8 protein-coding genes are annotated in these 17,774 nt (G+C 39.8%); 2 read left to right on the top strand and 6 right to left on the bottom strand.

What is annotated here, in order from left to right:
- Positions 1 to 13 precede the first annotated feature (13 nt).
- The 6 genes from ABJQ32_04405 to ABJQ32_04430 all read right to left on the bottom strand — a co-directional run bounded on the left by ABJQ32_04405 (position 14) and on the right by ABJQ32_04430 (position 13,882).
- Positions 14 to 1,096, bottom strand: a complete 1,083-nt coding sequence (locus ABJQ32_04405) for a BamA/TamA family outer membrane protein (protein ID MEP5288866.1) — start codon at positions 1,094 to 1,096, stop codon at positions 14 to 16.
- Positions 1,097 to 1,105: 9 nt separating this feature from the next.
- Entirely contained in the window at positions 1,106 to 1,726 is a 621-nt protein-coding gene (locus ABJQ32_04410; GenBank protein ID MEP5288867.1) for an FISUMP domain-containing protein, read from the bottom strand.
- 38 nt (positions 1,727 to 1,764) lie between these two features.
- The gene (locus ABJQ32_04415) at positions 1,765 to 2,337 is read right to left on the bottom strand and encodes a RidA family protein (protein ID MEP5288868.1); all 573 of its coding nucleotides are present in this window, start codon (positions 2,335 to 2,337) and stop codon (positions 1,765 to 1,767) included.
- 85 nt (positions 2,338 to 2,422) lie between these two features.
- Positions 2,423 to 11,506 (bottom strand): choice-of-anchor J domain-containing protein, encoded by a 9,084-nt coding sequence (locus ABJQ32_04420; GenBank protein MEP5288869.1) that lies wholly within the window; start codon positions 11,504 to 11,506, stop codon positions 2,423 to 2,425.
- A 25-nt stretch (positions 11,507 to 11,531) separates the two neighbouring features.
- Positions 11,532 to 11,951 (bottom strand): hypothetical protein, encoded by a 420-nt coding sequence (locus ABJQ32_04425; protein ID MEP5288870.1) that lies wholly within the window; start codon positions 11,949 to 11,951, stop codon positions 11,532 to 11,534.
- A gap of 287 nt (positions 11,952 to 12,238) precedes the next feature.
- On the bottom strand, positions 12,239 to 13,882 hold the full coding sequence (locus tag ABJQ32_04430; GenBank protein MEP5288871.1) for a M28 family metallopeptidase: 1,644 nt from the start codon (positions 13,880 to 13,882) through the stop codon (positions 12,239 to 12,241).
- Between the two features lie 138 nt (positions 13,883 to 14,020).
- Here ABJQ32_04430 and ABJQ32_04435 point away from each other — a divergent pair, with 138 nt between their 5' ends.
- Complete coding sequence (locus tag ABJQ32_04435) at positions 14,021 to 14,701, top strand: nitroreductase family protein (protein ID MEP5288872.1); 681 nt, start codon at positions 14,021 to 14,023, stop codon at positions 14,699 to 14,701.
- A gap of 165 nt (positions 14,702 to 14,866) precedes the next feature.
- Complete coding sequence (locus ABJQ32_04440; protein MEP5288873.1) at positions 14,867 to 17,737, top strand: response regulator; 2,871 nt, start codon at positions 14,867 to 14,869, stop codon at positions 17,735 to 17,737.
- Positions 17,738 to 17,774: the final 37 nt, after the last annotated feature.

The raw sequence follows: 17,774 nt of genomic DNA on the forward strand, positions 1-17,774 counted from the left end.
GTAGTCTAAAGTCTTAGAACGCTTCGCTTATGCCAATATAGATTCCTGTTTGTCCGCCCCTTCCTACACCAAGGTCCAGACGCGCATTCAGCTTGCGCTTTGGGATAATAGCTAGCCTGCCTCCTATTCCGGCTACATATTTAAACTCAGAAAGGTTGAAATCATTTAGATCATAGGCCACATCTCCTACTCCAGCAAAGACCGTCATTCCAAACCTCCAAAAGAGAGGTCTGCGATACTCTACTTGTGTGTACATCATTTGTCGGTCCCGATAGAGGCTAGCATTGGAGATTCCCCTTAATCGCTCGTCTCCACCTAGTTGAGGTAGTTTGTAAAATGGTACATCCGTGCCAACCGTAAATTGAGTCCTAAACTGAATTGCCAGAATATTATCCTTGTTTACAATGCTTAAGTATTTTCGAAAGTCAGCCTCATAGCCCGTGTAATTAAAATCTCCTAATACGTTGAAAACCATTCTGCTAGAAATCAAATAACCCTTTGTCGGATAGATGGTATAATCACGGGTATCATATCTAAAAGCCGGGCCCAATCCAAAAAGATTTCCTCCTTGTATACCATTCGGGCTATCGGTCTCCAAAAAGCCATCAGATTCTAAATCTCGAATACTCGTGAGGTGCGTATCAAAAGTTCCGCCCACAAATACTTTCTCACTAAGTGGTTGCAAAAATTGCCCTTCAAACTGGAAGAACCTATTGGTATACATTTCTGAAGTATCCGGATCGTTATCATTTCCAATTCCAAAATAAGAATCCGGGAAATTGTAGTAACGTATTGAAGCATTCAAGTTCTGACCCGTAGATAAATAATAGTCAAGGTTAACTACTGTTAGCAGCTGTTTCTTTAGTGTGTATACAAAGTATGGAGTAACTGTAGATTGTCTTTGAAAAGTGGATTGAGAATCATCATCATTCTTTAAAACCCAAATAGCTACAGCCCCAAGTTGCAAGCTTGTTTCGGGAGCATAGCTTACTGCAGGAAAGGCTGCAAAAGATCCTTTGCTTGTTGTTGTATCCTTACTTTGAGAAAAAACAACAATAGGAATTAGAACAATAAGAATACTAAAGGATCTAATCACTTAATCCTATCAGTTATGAAACTTCACGCATCTGCAACTCAAATAATGACTATCTCCAACTCTTGAATGATAGATGTCTTCATCTCCTTTTTTTAGTGTGATAATACCTGCTGAATTACTGTCTTTTAATTCATTGTCCCACCAGTTTCCATGCACTCCTATTCCTTTAAATTCTCCTCCAGGTTGTCCAAATCCTCCAAACATCATATCCATATCGCTTTCTTTTCCTGCAACTAAATATTTACCCGAATGATGCCATCCTCCAAAAAAATGAAATAGATGCTTCCATTCATGAATAGTAGGTACATGCCATCCTTCCGGGCAAGCACGGTTCGCTTGCTCATAGTTGTAAAGCCTTCCGAATTGATTACCGTATTCTGGCGTGTTATTATACGTTTTAGAACCTTCAACATAGAACTTTGCATTCTCTGCATACCATGTTCGTTCTATGAATGTGCCATGTTGTTCTCTGATGAATGTAATGGTCTTGTATACCGTCCCATCTCTAGGGTCAGTATATGTTCCCATCTTGTGAGAAAAGTGTTTGTTTTTTTGCTCTTTAGATTGTGCAATAGCAAAAGAAGCTGTCAATATTACAAGCAAAATGATTAAAAGCGATTTTAATGTCATGGCGATGGCGATTATAAATGTACCGCAAGTATAAAAATTTAATCTCTCACCTCTACAATCATCTCTATCTCCACAGCAATATTTCGAGGCAATGAACCCATTCCTACAGCAGCACGCGCATGTTTTCCACGATCACCGAAGACTTCCACAATCGTATCTGAAAATCCATTGATTACTTCCGGTTGATTGCCAAAATCTGGAGTACAATTAACCATACCTAATACCTTCACAACTCTTACTACTTTATTCAGATCACCTATTTCTAGCTTTAATGCTGCTAATTGAGCAGCAGCAACCAATTTTGCCGCTTCATATCCTTGTTCTACTGTTAGATCAGCTCCTACCTTACCCGAGATGTATCCACCTTCTGGTTTTGTTGGTCCTTTTCCCGCTAAGAAAACAAGGTTACCTGTGCGGACAGCATGAACATAGTTTGCAACCGGAGCAGACAACTCAGGAAGAACAATTCCTTTTTCAGCAATTCTATCTTCAATATCATAGTTATATAGTTCCTCTTGTTCCAAATTAGAAGATTCATGTGAGTGCTCATGGCTATGCTCACAACCAAAGAAAAAGATGGAAAGTATAAGAGTTAAGGTTAGGTTTCTCATGATTTTAATTTTAGAAAAACTAAGATAAAACAAAAACAGCGGCCATAGTGGCCGCTGTTTTTTCAGAATATAAAATTTATTAAAATTAGCGCTTAATCAATGTATTAGAAGACTTGAATGAACCATCTTCTGAAGTTACGGTAATGATGTAAACTCCATTGGCAAGCTTACCTGCATCTATTGCAGTTGATACTTGACCAGAGAATGCATCCACCACACGCTCAGCTATGATCACACCTTGGTTATCATGAACTGTCACTACATACTTCCCTTTCGATTCAACTTTCATCTTAACTCCAATTTCCTTATCAAAAGGATTAGGGTAAGCAATCATGGTATCATCTTCTTCATCAGGAACGATGTTAGCCAGGCCAAACGAGACTGGTGCTGCTCCAGAGAAGTGGTTGTTTATACAGTGAATACCATCCACGTCGAAACCATCCGCATCACCTCCAAATAAAACTGGATTAGAAGTATCAACAATTCGTACGTACTCAATTTCCATCAAACCACTTGTGGCTATGTCGAAATCTTCATCCTTGCACGCAGAACCTACATAGATGTAATCTATTCCATCCATGGATACATATACATCGGCAGTTTCAGGATAAGACTCACATGATCTGTTCACATCATTGAATGATGTTTCGATCAATCTGAAATCATTACCTGGCTGATCCACTATCATACTAGTTAGCTTAATATCTACCGAACCTCCAAATCCAAGAGAAAGGAAATTGTATTCATCATTCTCCTCAGGAGAGCCTATCGCATTTGAAGTAATACTTCTTCTGCTTAGGACACTCTTACCATTCTTCCTCAAGCCTTGATTGAAAGCAACTACTTCACCGGCATTACATGAATTATCTACATCACACATTTCTCCGCCAGAAGCCTTCGTGTTTTGCTGTTCATCTCCATTCTCATCCAACCATTTAATGATTGTTGTATTTGGTCCTGAAACTGCAAACGTAAAGAAGAAAGTATCCGTACCTCCATCAACCCACAAGCTGCTTGTTTGAGAAGTACCTACAACCTCCCATGTCACCATCACTCTGAATGAATTCATATTTCGAACTCTCCATCTTCTGAACAAATCAGGATTATTACTACATACCGACGTAAGATTCAAGTCTACCACTTCACATGGAGTATCAATTGCTCCAGTAGATACATCTTGAATTACATCATCCTCATCCAACCATCTCAAATTCAACGTATTTGGACGATCAGTTTGTGTTGGTGCTGAAATGAAGTTCTCACCTGGTTCTAGTAGAATATCATCAAACTCACTTGTTCCTACTAAGAACCAAAATGCGTCGCGTTCAAAAATATTTGGATTTGTCACCTTCCATGTACGCTCTACATCTGGATTATCAGAACAAATTGCTTCGACAATCATATCTAGCACGATGAATTCTTCCACAGTTAGATTAATTACCACATCAGCAATTGGAGTATTTGGATCATTGCTTTCAATACGGATAGTATCGTTGTAAATACCTGGTAGAAGAGATTCAGCTGAAATCTGAATTCCAATTTCACTTTCATCACCAGGTTCCAATACACCAATACCTCCAGAAATACTCGTTACAAAATCAGGAATAGAAATGACATCATAGTTGAGGTCTCCTCCTCCTGAATTGCTAATAGAAACAGAAGCTTCATCAGTAAATCCTTCAAATAATGTAATATCTATCACATCAGGATTCAACACAATAGTTGGAGGCGTAAGTACTGTCAAAGTAGCTGGCACAACCTGTTCAGGATTTCTAAGGTCATCACTACACACAACCAGATTGGTAGTATAAGTCCCAACCTCAAGTACCGTCGCATCGAAGGTAACCTCAATGTCTATCGATGAGCCACCAGGCACAACTCCAGCCGTTTGATCTAAACTCAACCATGGCACGCCAATAACTACATCGTCTATTTGTGCATACCAATCAAAATCACCTGTGTTCGGATCATAATACCTCCATCTAACCTGGAAGGATGTAGCTGCTCCAATAAATGAATCAAGATCTATAGATACTAATTCACCAGGTGTGCTAAAGAAAGATCCATGATCCTCATTCCAACTAAGCATATTATTCCAGGTAGTTCCTCCATCAGTAGAAATATCTACATCTAGAAAATCTAGTCCTGCAAGGTTTTGATAGTTGACTAGGTATTCCAATACAAGTCCAGTTTGACCGTCTACATCGATAACCGGAGTTATGAGTTCTGCGTCAAATTCTGCAACACCAAATGCATCACTACTGACAGTAGCAGCTTCACCTGATCCAGAGTAGTTTCCTTCTCCAGCATCTGCAGCAAACAGCCAAGTAACTCCTGTACCTTCATTATCAATAACTGTCCAATCTGCTGGAGGGAAAGTAGCATCTTCAAAGTCTTCGAAAAGAAGTGCGACAGTTCCCATACGACCTACAGGTGTGTTATTCGGATCGTTTGAAGCATTAGGAAGACCATTATCTTCAGCCAGCTTCGCAACTATTCTTGTATCACTCAACCAATCTTTTGAAGATGGAACTTCACTAAGATTAGCATGAGATCCAGGCACAACAACATCTCCATCTATATTGATATTAAAATTGAGATCTGCTACACCTTCATTGCTAATAGTCAAAGTCTGAGTAGACGTTTCACTCATTGCCAATGTCTCATTCAACTCTTCAGGATTAATAGCAATGATCTGAGGATCAATTACCGTCAAGGTAGTCGGAACTGCCAATGGGTTATTATCAGGATCATTATTATTAATTACTAAATCTTCCTCATACACGCCACCTTCAAGATTAGTAGCATCAAATGTGACTTGCACATCTAAGGATTCACCGGAAAGAACAACACCACTTATTGGCGAAGCAGACAAGCTCAATTCTGGTATGATTCCATCAACAATTTGGAGATTATCAATATCCATGATAGGATCTGCAACTTCCATTAAACCCAATAAAACGATTTGCTCTATTGAACCTACAAATCCATTCCCTGAGAAAACTTCAGTGTCGTCAAAGTAAATGGTAAAGTCACTTGTTAATCTCTCTACTTCAATTTTCACCTCGAAATATCCTTCGGGCGCACTGATAGGTAGTGTCTGGAATTCTCCGCCATTATCTGATACCAATACTCTAACACTATCATCCGCATCGAAACTTAATCGAGTTACTAAGAATTCTTGTGTCGGAGATTGAGGAATGATTTGCCATGTGGCTCCCTCACCTTCTAGGTTCACTAACATAGAAGCTGACGAAATATCCTCTGTACCAACTCCTACTTGCGGGCTGAATGCTAATGTTTGTCCCAAGCCATCTGCAACACTTCTGATATGTTGATCTTGTCCACCTGGATTTGTACTATCAACTACCCAATTAACGAATTGTCCAGTCCATCCTTGCTGAAGGTTGATATCCCCAACATCAAATGTTTCGAAGTTAGTAGCATAAAACACATCCGAAAAGTCAACAGGAGGCTCAATTGCGTATGATCCTTGTGTAGGCTGAATTGCCCTGATACTAAATGGATTAAACTCTCCATCTCGCTTTTGAGTCTTAACCTCAACCTCAGTACTATTGATACTTGTAGTCGTGGATACTTCCCCTACGTTTGGAAAATTATCCTCAAACTGAAAATCAAGCGCACTTTCTCCTGAATTTGAAATGGTAAGCGTTTGCGACGCTTTTCTTCCAGACACCAATTCTTGAGTTAAAGATGTTGGATTAACTGAAATTTCAGCAGCTTCCAGCTCCTCCATTGAAACAACTACTCCAACAATAGGCGTATTGCTCGCATTGCTATTAACAATGATTCCAGCAACATAGAATCCTGGATCTACTACCGTTGGATCAAATTGCAATTCTATCTCAGCTGTTTCACCAACCGGAACTGTTCCTGAAGTCTGATCCAATGCCATCCATACTTCTGTATTTTCATTGATTACTACATCATCTACTTGTGCGTACCAATCAAAATCACCTGTGTTTGGATCATAATATCTCCATCTGAGTATCATATCGGAAGCTCCTGCAATCGCAGCATCTAGATCAATGTTAACCTGCTCACCAGGAAGGCTTCTGAAAGCTCCATGATCTTCATTCCAGCTAAGCAATGTCGTCCATGTAGTTCCTCCATCTGTACTGATATCCAAATCAAAGAAATCGAGACCAGCAAGGTTCTGATAGTTTACATTATAGGTTAGGCTCAGGTTAGATTTTCCTGCAACATTGATACTCGGAGTTCTAAGCTCAGCATCGAATTCAGCCAAACCAAATGCATCGCTACTGACAGTAGCTGCTTCTCCTGATCCACTATAATTAGCTTCTCCTACATCTAATGAGAATCCCCAGTTTACGCCCGTTCCTTCATTATCTATGGCAGTCCATCCCGCTGGAGGGAAAACCCCACCTTCAAAATCTTCTGAGAAGATTTCTTCACCAATAGTGATATACAAAGGTTTCGGTTGTGGATTAATATCCTCGATACGTGATGATAGAGAATTATCCATCGCCAATTTTGATTGAACTCGACTGTCTAACAATACTTCATTCGTACTCATAGCCATCAATTGATCGCTAAGTTGAGCTGTGGTAATTCCTATATCTGCTCCTATTACAGAAAGATCAAAATCAAGCGGATTACCTCCGGTGTTTTCAATCGTAACTATTCTAGTTTCAGGCTTATTAAAATCTACTACTGCTTGTACAACTGTTGGATCAACAAAAATTGTAGGATCTCCAGTTACAGAGAGTGTTGCTGGTACAATAACAGATTCATCAGCACCACCATTTATTGCCGCAACAATGTTGGTTGTGAAGGTTCCAAAATCTTGTTCCGTAGCATCAAATGTAACCATCAGATCTACAGAAGTTCCTGCTGGTATAATGCCAGAAGCTGGATCTATTGATAGGAATGGTACACCACGTTCTACTTCTCCATCCAATATTTGAAGTTCGTCCAAATCAAGTGTTGGACCTGCTGTTTCCATGAGAGAAAGCAAAACCAATTGCTCAATATCACCAGCAAATCCTAAGCCACTGAATACCTCTTCATCGTCAAAAAATATTTTGAAATTGGATGTAGCACGATCTATTTCAATATCCACCTTGAAATATCCTGAAGGAGTCGTTACTCCTAAAGGTTCGAAAACAGCACCATCCAAACCATCTGGCACCAAAACATCAATACTTCCATCTGGATTAAATTGTAAACGAGTGTTTACCAATTCCGCGGTATTGGATTGAGGAATCAATTGCCATGTTACACCCGTCCCTTGAATATTAATCCGGGCAGATACAGAGGAAACAGGGTCTGTTCCTATTGGTACATCTGGAGAGAAGGCTAAGGTTTGCCCCAATCCATCTGACAAGCTTCGAATATGTTGACTTCCTTCTGAAGGATTGGAAGTATCAATAACCCAGTTTACAAACTGGCCTACCCATCCATCTTGTCCATTGATATCTCCCAGAAGGAAATTCTCAAAACCAGATGCATATTGCTCAATAGCCAAAACGCTAGGAGTCAAATCCGGTATTGATCTTGTACTATTTAGATCAACGAAATCACCAGTAAAACGAGTCGTTCTTTTGACCATTTGCTGACCAGCTCTTCCTGGCGCAAGTGTGACAGTCGATGCGCTTACTCCAATTCCTCCATCAACATCCTCCAACGTAATATCGAAGGTTACAGTGTCTTCACTAATATTGGTCAAAGAAAGTATTTGAGTTGACGTCTGTCCTTTTTCTAGAGACTCTGTGAGCTCAGTAGGATTAGCGATCACCAATTCTAATGGAGCATCAAAGAAGCGCACATCATCTATGGCCATATCACCAAGGAAACCATCTGTCGCAACCGCTCCTCTAATTCCTCTAAACCTTACACGAACTGTATCTCCATAGTCTCCTAGCGATACAATCTGCAATAGATACGGATCAGTTTGTGCTGTTTGAACCAAAGTATCTCTGGTAAACACATTCGTAACAGTACCATTAACTTCATCAATCACCTCTACCTCAAATGAGACTATATCCTCACCGAAAAGGTGATAATAAAATTCAAAAGTTGGATTTATAAGGTCTGAAATAACCACTGGTGGTGTAATCAACTCGGTAGTATCTCCCACTAAACCTCCAGAAGATTCAGTGTAAACGTAAAAACCGTTTGCGGTTCCAGTTGTATGATCTACCAAAGGTCCAGTCGCATTATTAAATCCTCCAGTAGGTGTGGGTCCACTAATGACTGTCCAAGTGTAAGGAGGATCCGCGGTTATGGACCAATCTCTCGGTAAAGAACCAGGTCCATCCTCTCCATCTTCAAAATTTTCCAGATATGGAAATTCCGTGATAATTAACGGAGGTGGATTCACAGTCACAGCAAACACATCATTAGCTTCGTTTGAAGAAGCATCAGTTGCTGTCAATGTTACGATAGCATCACCAAATTGATCAGCTGTATATGTAAGGGTCAAATCTGTTCCAGAGAGCGAAGCACTTACCAAACCAGGGTTGTCACCAGTCACGGATAGTGTCAATGTTTCGGGAGGATCTGTATTTGATTGGAATACATTGCTCACATCAATGATGGAAGGAACGCTATTTATATCTACTTCCACATCAGCGAGTGGATTGATTACAGATATTGGAGGTGGTGTTATTTCAAAATTGGCTGAATATAGTCCATTACCATGCGTACCAAGAACTACCAACCCATCACTATCTCTCTTTCTGATTTGCTCAATAACCACATTACCAATTCCGTTTGGATCTTCTTGGGTCCAAACTGTTGCAGCTCCATTCAACTGATCCGTTGAATACAAGCCAACACTTGTCGCTGCAAAAAACCTATCGTTGAAACCAATTCGAGTCACCCATCTCACAGACGGGCCACTTCCTGATCCATCCACATTTTCTTCTAGGTTACCACTAATATCTGTCCAGTTACTTCCTCCATCTGTACTTCGAAAAATACTAACAACTGCATAGTTAGAAAATGCTACAATTACATCATTTGCGTCGTTTGGATTAACATCTACACTTGTCACATTAGCTCCTGCAGGAAAGTTTGCGTCCGTCACATCTACTCCAGTCGGATTTCCAATATTCGCGTCATCGACTCGAACCACTTGTCCGGTAGTAGACCCTATATAGATCACGTTAGCCGGAGATGTAGATATACCAATAGCTGATGCCGTTCCGGCAACTGTTGCATTAGTCAAAGCCGCCCAACCTACTGTAGGTGTGGCTGCCGGTAAGTTATCATTTCTCCATACGGTAGATCCTGCAGCTAGGTACATGATATTTCTATCATTTGGATCAAGTTCAAATGGATTTACAAACAGGAATCCACCAGCTCCATTCGGAGTTATGAAGTCCTGAGTTAATGGATTATCACTATCTGCATCTGTATATTCCTGACGGAATGTGGTGCCATTTTGGAAGGAAACGTAACGAAGAGTTCCGTCAGCATTAAAGGCATTGTACGAACCGTCTGCTCCTGCTACTACTGTCCATGGATTGGTAGAACCCGTATTATTTGTAAACCAGGTACTTTGATCTTGAAAACCTGCTTGGAGTTGATCTCCTGGGCCAATAGATAATGCGTACGTCTGAGTTGTTAAATAACCGTTATTTAAGTCTGACCATGTAACCGATTCATTTCCGAGCGGGCCACCTGCATCAAAAGCTGTGATATCATTTGTCAGAGAAAGTCCTCCATCATGACTAGATATTGCCATATTTGGATTAGATGTGAAAAACTCCAATCCATGATGATCAGGGTGTTGATTGGTGTAAAGACTAATATCATTAGTTACAGCATAACCTGCGACCCAGTTATCATTTCCAATAGGCGTAGAAAAGCCATCAAAAGATCGGTACAGGTTCGTCCCAGCAATAAAAACAAGATTTTCATCTGTTGGATGTACTCGTACAATCATGTTGTACCCACCTTGTGGGTTGAAATTCCCAACGCTTCCGCCTAAAGCCGGAACGTTAGCAGATCGATCTTCCCAAACACCACCAGCTCCAGTTCCGTCACCAGATACATAAGTATATTTCCAAATACTCATCCCAAGAGAACCGGCCCCTGGAGTTACAGATAAAAGGTAAAGTATGTTTTCATTACTAGGTGCAGTGCTCACTACAGTGCGGCTAAAATTTGCTGGAAAACCTCCAGCAGTAATGTTGGCCCAAGTACCATTCGCTCCATCAGTAGATCGGAAGATGCCTGCATTTACAGCACCGCTGGCCAATGCAGCATATAAAACTCCTGTTGAAGTAATATGGATGTCAGACTCATTGTCGAAAGCGCCTGCTAAAACCTGCTCAAAAGTAGCACCGCCATCCGTAGATCTGTGAACACCATTGAAGGTAGCTACATACAGATTTCCATTCGTTGGATCAATATCCACAGCGAAAATCAAATCAAATGGATCTGCTGCATTAAAACTTTCAGGTGTATTGTTTTGGGTAGCAGTTAACACACTGAAGGTCAATCCACCATCGGTAGATTTATACACCCCATTTCCTGCAAAAAAAGCTCCGCCATCAGAGGCTGAGTTACCAATTCGCTCTCCTGTACCGTAATACCAAATATTTTCAAATCCAACTCTCGGATCTTGCACAATGTCTGTGATACTTGGGTGCTCTTGTCCTGGTGTTACCTTAGTCCAGGTAGCTCCTTGATCGACCGACCTCCAAAGGCCTCCCGAAACTCCACCTGCTAAAATCACATTCTCATCTGTGCGATCAATAGCAAGTGCTCTGGTTCTTCCACCCACATTAAAAGGTCCCCTATTGATCCAGGGAGATGCCTGATCTCCTGGTTCCATCAATCCAATGTTTAGATCAAAGCTTGCTTTGCTTAAACCTGATTTTGATGATTTCACAAATTCCATTTCCAATTGCTCAATGCTTTCTGGGATTTTTCCAGTATTTGGATTTCGTAATCTGAGCCAGTCATACTCAGCCCTAAGCGTTGGGTTATCGATTTTGTCCGTAATCTTCAGACCTGGATTTTGCATCTTCATCAACTTCTTATTGTTGAATCGGATGTTAGGCCTGGACTTAATGTTGTCCTGTTCATTTTTTACTTGCGCCAAGGACATCTGTGGTACAAGTGCCACTAACAGAAAGACTAGTAGCGACAATAGAATGTTAGGTTTGTTTTTCATAGTAAGTATTTGTTAAAAGGTATTATTAATTCATTTTCTCATAGTCTGATATCTCATAGGAATCACTTTGACTAAGGAGGTCAATCTGTTGCTTTAGATCACCTGAAAATTCATCATTCACTCCCAAGCCTGGGAGATGATTTGTTCGCTCTGGAAATAGTGTTTGAGTTGGAAGTAATGTGGAGGAAAATTTGACACTGATGGTATCTCCGGGGCTAAGGGCACCCCTAAAACCAGAGCCATATCCTTTCACATTACGAACAGCGACCAAAGCCCAACAAGGGTTTTGTTTACATGCTCCACTATTTGCAAACTTTGACGAAAATTGAATTACTACACCGTAAATACGTGCATGATCAGGAGGAATATCCTGATTGAATTGGCTTCCACTGGAGCCAATAGTAGCAGTGAGGGCTAATGCCCAAAGGGTGAGTATCCTTGCCATAGTTAAATCCTATTTCACATAAAATCTTAACCATTGATCGCCATAGCTGGTAGCAACCAAAGTGAATATTTTACATGAGTCAGTTAAAATGCTGGTTCAAACTGATTAGATCGAAGTTTGTGAATTTTTATGAGAAAAGAAAATAATCATAAAATTATATTCCGCATTAAATACATTTTACCATACTTTATCAAATGGCAAAACAATATTTGCCATATACCCAATTAAAAAGGCCCATAATTCATGGGCCTTTTTAAGATTCTATTTATAAAATGCTTCTAATTTGATTACTTATCCTGGTCCCTTATGGATTTAAATTCCGATCCTTTTTTCCACTTCGGCCATTCATTCGAATTGGCAATCTGGTTTCCAACTTCAAGCAACAATTGTCCATCTAGTGCCATCCCATCATATGTCCAGCTATCCGAGTATTCATCTTGTGGGCGATGATATTGCGTATTGAGGTATACTTTATTTAAGCTATCAACATAGGCTACTCCTTTGGTCATGTGCTCATATCCACCTGAAGCGTAAAGTGCAGGAATACCTACTTTTGCAAATTGGAAATGGTCAGATCTAAAAAAATATCCTTTACCCGGATCTGGATCTGGGATAATATATCTCCCTTGTTTTTTTGCAATTGCTTCTGCAATATCTTCAAGCTCTGACTGACCATACCCAACAACTGTCAAATCTTTCATGGGACCCCATGCTGTGATCCCGTCCATGTTGATGTTAGCTACTGTTTTATTAGGAGGATAAATTGGGTTTTGAGCATAATGCTTAGATCCTAGTAATCCTTGCTCTTCAGCTGTTACTGCTAGAAAAACAACAGAGCGTTTTGGTTGATCCATTTTACTCATAGCTTCCGCAATTCCAAGTAACGTAGCAGTACCAGAAGCATTATCATGTGCTCCATTGTATATACTATCTCCATCTATTTCCTGACTTATGCCCAAGTGGTCCCAATGAGCAGAATAAATAATGTATTCATCCGGTTTTTCAGAACCTGTAATATTAGCCACAACATTTTGAGATTTATCTTTGGCAATCTTGTTCTTAACAGAAACTGATGCATTCAAGCCAAGGCTTTCTGCTTGAAAATCTCGACTTCTAGATTTTTCCGCATAATTCTTCATATCAACATCCGATGCTTCAAAAACCTTTATGGCTGCCTTTCTAGTAATCCAGCCGAGCACTTCCGATTGATCAACAGCTCCTGATTGATCAAGGTAAAGACTTGCTCCTGACCAAGAATTGCGAACTACAGACCAACCATACCCTGCTGGTACTGTTTCATGAATAATTAAGCACCCTGCAGCTCCTTGTCTAGCTGCTTCTTCGTATTTATATGTCCATCGTCCATAATAGGTCATTGTTTCTCCTTTAAAGAAGGTTGAATCTCCAGAAGCAAATCCAGGATCATTGACAAGCACAACTACCGTCTTCCCTTTCACATCCAGCCCTTCATAATCATTCCAATCGTACTCAGGTGCTACCACACCATATCCGACAAACACTAATTCAGAAGCATCTAAACTTACCTCATCCACCACTTTTTCTGTATAGACCACAAAATCTTCAAGGAGGTTAAGAACCACTTCGTTTGAGCCTCCGGATACGACCATGGTTTCAGATGGCATAGCGGTAAGTTCTACCATAGGCACTTCTTGTACATACGATCCATTATTACCTGGTTCCAATCCATAAGACTTAAATTGATCTGTCAAATAATTGATTGTTTTAGTTTCACCTTCTGTGAAAGGTTTTCTTCCTTGAAAATCGTCAGAAGCCAGAACTTGAACATGATTCTTCAGGGAAGCTTCAGAAATAGATTGAATGACTACTGCTGATTCTCCAGTTGAACTTGAGGAGTTATCACAAGAAAAAAGCAATAGCCCTATTGACCATATGGTTAGTAATTTCTTCATAGTTAGATTTTTATTGATCTCGAATTTAATTCAATTAAAAGAAGTTTTAGCTTCTGAGCTCATCTCATAGCACTTTCTTCTTAACTTCGATTTTCAGTTGAGGCTATTTATCATCAACATGTAACCTTGAAAGTAATAATGGATAAGAAAAACATCAATGGACATCCACATGTGAGTTATGAAAGGGATGTATATGAATTAAGTGAGGCAGAGGACAGAGCTAAATCATACTATGAGTGGCTAGATACTCGTAGAACGGTACGAGATATTTCAGACAAACCTGTTAGCAAAGAACTAATAGAAAACCTGATCATGGCGGGATCTACAGCGCCCTCTGGAGCACACAAACAACCCTGGACTTTCTGCGCCATTTCTAATGCCGAGATGAAAAAAGCCATCAGAGAAGCTGCCGAAAAGGAAGAATATGACAGCTATCATGGACGTATGAGTGAACGTTGGATTAAAGATCTGGAGCCAATAGGAACAGACTGGAACAAACCCTTTTTGGAAGAGTCACCATGGCTGGTTATCATATTCAAGCGAGTGTTTGAAATGGAGGATGGAGTGAAAAACAATAACTATTATGTCAATGAATCAGTAGGTATTGCTTGCGGGATGATTATATCCGCGATTCATAAGGCTGGCCTAGTTACACTGACACATACGCCATCTCCGATGAACTTCCTTACGAAAATTTTAAATCGTCCAGATAATGAGCGTCCTTATCTATTACTTCCAATAGGGTACCCAAAGAAAGAGGTATTTGTTCCTGACCTGGCGAGAAAGCCACTAGAAGACGTTGCTATATTTTATGAATGATTTGGCAGGATACTAAAGCAAGTTGGCAGAATTATTAAAAAGTGAAACCATAGCTTTGATATTGAAATCCACCTAATCACGCATAACACCGTGGATAGAAGTTGAGCTCCTCTGATCTATTCAGGGGGGCTTTTTTTATATCTTTAGTTGCCAAGTAATTCCGCCATGAAAAAACTTATTCCATTTATACTAATCCTTCTTTCATCCATTCAGGCAAATTCACAATTGCGTCAATTCCTAGACAGCCTTAAAAATGATCTACAAACCGTAACAGATGACTCTTTAAGGTTTAGGGTATTAGATGAATTAGCCTGGACATATAGGCGTGTAAATGCAGACTCTGCATTGATGTATGCTAAAATGGAAATAGAGGCTGCAAAAAAACTGGATAACGAACAGTTCCTTGCTTTTTGCTACTCAAACATTGGAATTATAAAAAAGGAAAATGAGCTTGAAGATTACGGAATAGAAGACCTACACAGATCTCTGGCAATCAACAGGAAGTTAAATAATCAAAGAGGTATTGCATCAAACAGCAACAATATTGGTAACGCATATGAAGTGATCGGAAAGTATGATTCCGCTATAAAATATTTAACTCAATCCATTCAGATAAAGCTCGACATAGGGCAAGAAGCTTCAGCTGCTAGTACCATGAGTAACCTTGGATTAGTCTACAATCAAATGAATAATCCTCAGAAGGCAATTGAATATTATGATGAAGCTATATCAATTGTTGGAGAAGAAGACCGAAGGGCAAGAGGGATATTCAATAATCTAGGAATAAGCTATATGAAAATGGGGGCATATAGAAAAGCTAGAGAGTACTTTACAAAATCAATACAAGGTTTAGAACTTCTTCAGAACAAGAGGAATGTTGCGAGTACATATGGTAACATCGGGGAAACCTATTTCAATGAAGGTATTTATGACTCGGCACTAATCTATGCAAAAAGGTCTTTCGCCCTTAAAAAGGAATTTGGTGAAAACCTTTCCCTGACATACCCTGCAATAAGTCTCGCTAAAATCTACATTGAACTTAATCAATTCAACAAAGCAAAAGAGAATGCTGAATTGGCTTACCGGATTGCTAATAATTCTTCAAGCTTGGAGAGAAAAGCTGAATCTACCTATCGGTTAGGAGTGGTGGAAGCCAATCTAAAGAATTTTGAACGTGCTGCTACGTTGTTTTTTGATTATACTCATATTCAGGATTCAATTAATGATGAAAACGTTATAAGACTTGCTGAAGAAACGGAGGCTAAGTTTCAAAATGAGCTTAAAGAAAAAGAGAACCAAATTTTAAGAGAAGAGGCATTAATTCAAGAACAAAAGATTCGTTCTCAAAACATCATCATTATTGCTATTGCTGTTATTCTTATTCTCTTGGTTGCTATTGCCATCCTTCTTAGGAAGCAACTCAGGGAGCGTAAGAAGCTTCTTCAAAAGATAGAAGGACAATCAGCCAAACTTAAGGAATTAGATCAGGCAAAGACGCGATTTTTTGCGAACATCTCACACGACCTCCGCTCTCCTCTTACACTTATTCTCGGTTCATTGGATAAAATCACCGAACGAGATTATGAAATCCTGGATAAAGAATCAAAAGAACTGCTGGATCTGGGGGTTAAGAATGGTAAGCGACTACTCTATCTCGCAGATGAGATCATGGATCTAACCAGATTAGAAGAAGGACAAGTAACCCTCGAGCTCCAATACGTGAAGATGGTTCCTTATCTAAGGCTTCTCACTAAAATGTTTAGCAGTGCTGCTGACATAAAAGCCATAGAACTGAAATTTTCCAGTCACGCTGAGGATGAAACTTCATTGCAAATCGATCCACATCAATTTGAAAAAATCATTTATAACCTTCTCTCCAATGCTATTAAGTTCACTCCTCCTAATGGAACAGTAGATGTTCTGTTGGATACAGATCAAACCCACCTTCAAATCTCAATCACTGACTCTGGGCCAGGTATTCCTGAAGAAAGCTTGGACCTAATCTTTGACCGATATTACCAATCAGCAAATAAAAACACCTCGCAAGCAGGGGTCGGTATTGGTTTGGCCTTGGTGAAAGAGTTGGTTGAGTTACATAGTGGAACCATTAAGGCATCTAACGGAAATGATGGGACCATTTTCGCTGTTCGCTTCCCTTTCAAAAAGAATGATTGGGTATCAAAGGCTATTGTACCGGAACGCTCACTCGATGTAGTAACTCGAAATTCACTCTGGATAGACTTGCAAGAAGAAAAAGAGCGACTTCAAGTTCCAGGTATTAAAACAGTAAATGAAGATGCCAAAGCAATTCTAATCGTGGAAGATCATCGAGAGCTAAGAACTTACCTCCAGAGTATTCTGAGTTCGGATTTCAGGGTGTATCTAGCAGCAAATGGCGCTAGTGCTTTAGATCTGTTGCAAACAGAAAAAATGGATCTGATCATCACAGATTTAATGATGCCATACATGGATGGGTTCGAGTTGGTTGATCACTTAAAAAAAGACAAAGAACTAAAGAAAGTTCCAGTGATGGTGGTTAGTGCAAGAACTGATAAGGAAGAGAAGCTCGATTTGATATCAAAAGGTGCCGAAGATGTGATTAGCAAGCCATTTGATAAAGAGGAATTGATAGCCAAAATTCAAAACATCATGAGTCGTGATTGGGATAGTAATAAAGTACTATCTAAACTCTATGGAGATACCGCTGAGGAGTTTGAAAAAAACGTAATGCATAAACTTGAGAATCTTATCATCAAAAGAGTAGATGATCCACATCTATCGGTATTGGATCTGGCAGATGAAATGGCCGCCAGTGAACGTAAAGTCTATCGAATGATCAAGAAAATATCTGGGCTAACTCCATATGAGTTAATTAAAGAAGTTAGATGGCAATACCTTGAAAACTATTTGAAAGACAATAAAGTAAGAACGGCCACAGAAGCTGCTCAGATTATAGGAATGAATAACGTAAGCTCGTTTGCTTCTCAGTATAAAAATCGCTTTGACAGGTCTTTTAAGGATGTTTTGGACAGCTGAGAGGCATTATGGCAGAAAATGAAAGTAGGTTGGCAGG

It is taken from the genome of Marinobacter alexandrii (assembly GCA_039984955.1).
In the GTDB taxonomy this organism is placed as follows: Bacteria; Bacteroidota; Bacteroidia; order Cytophagales; family Cyclobacteriaceae; genus Ekhidna.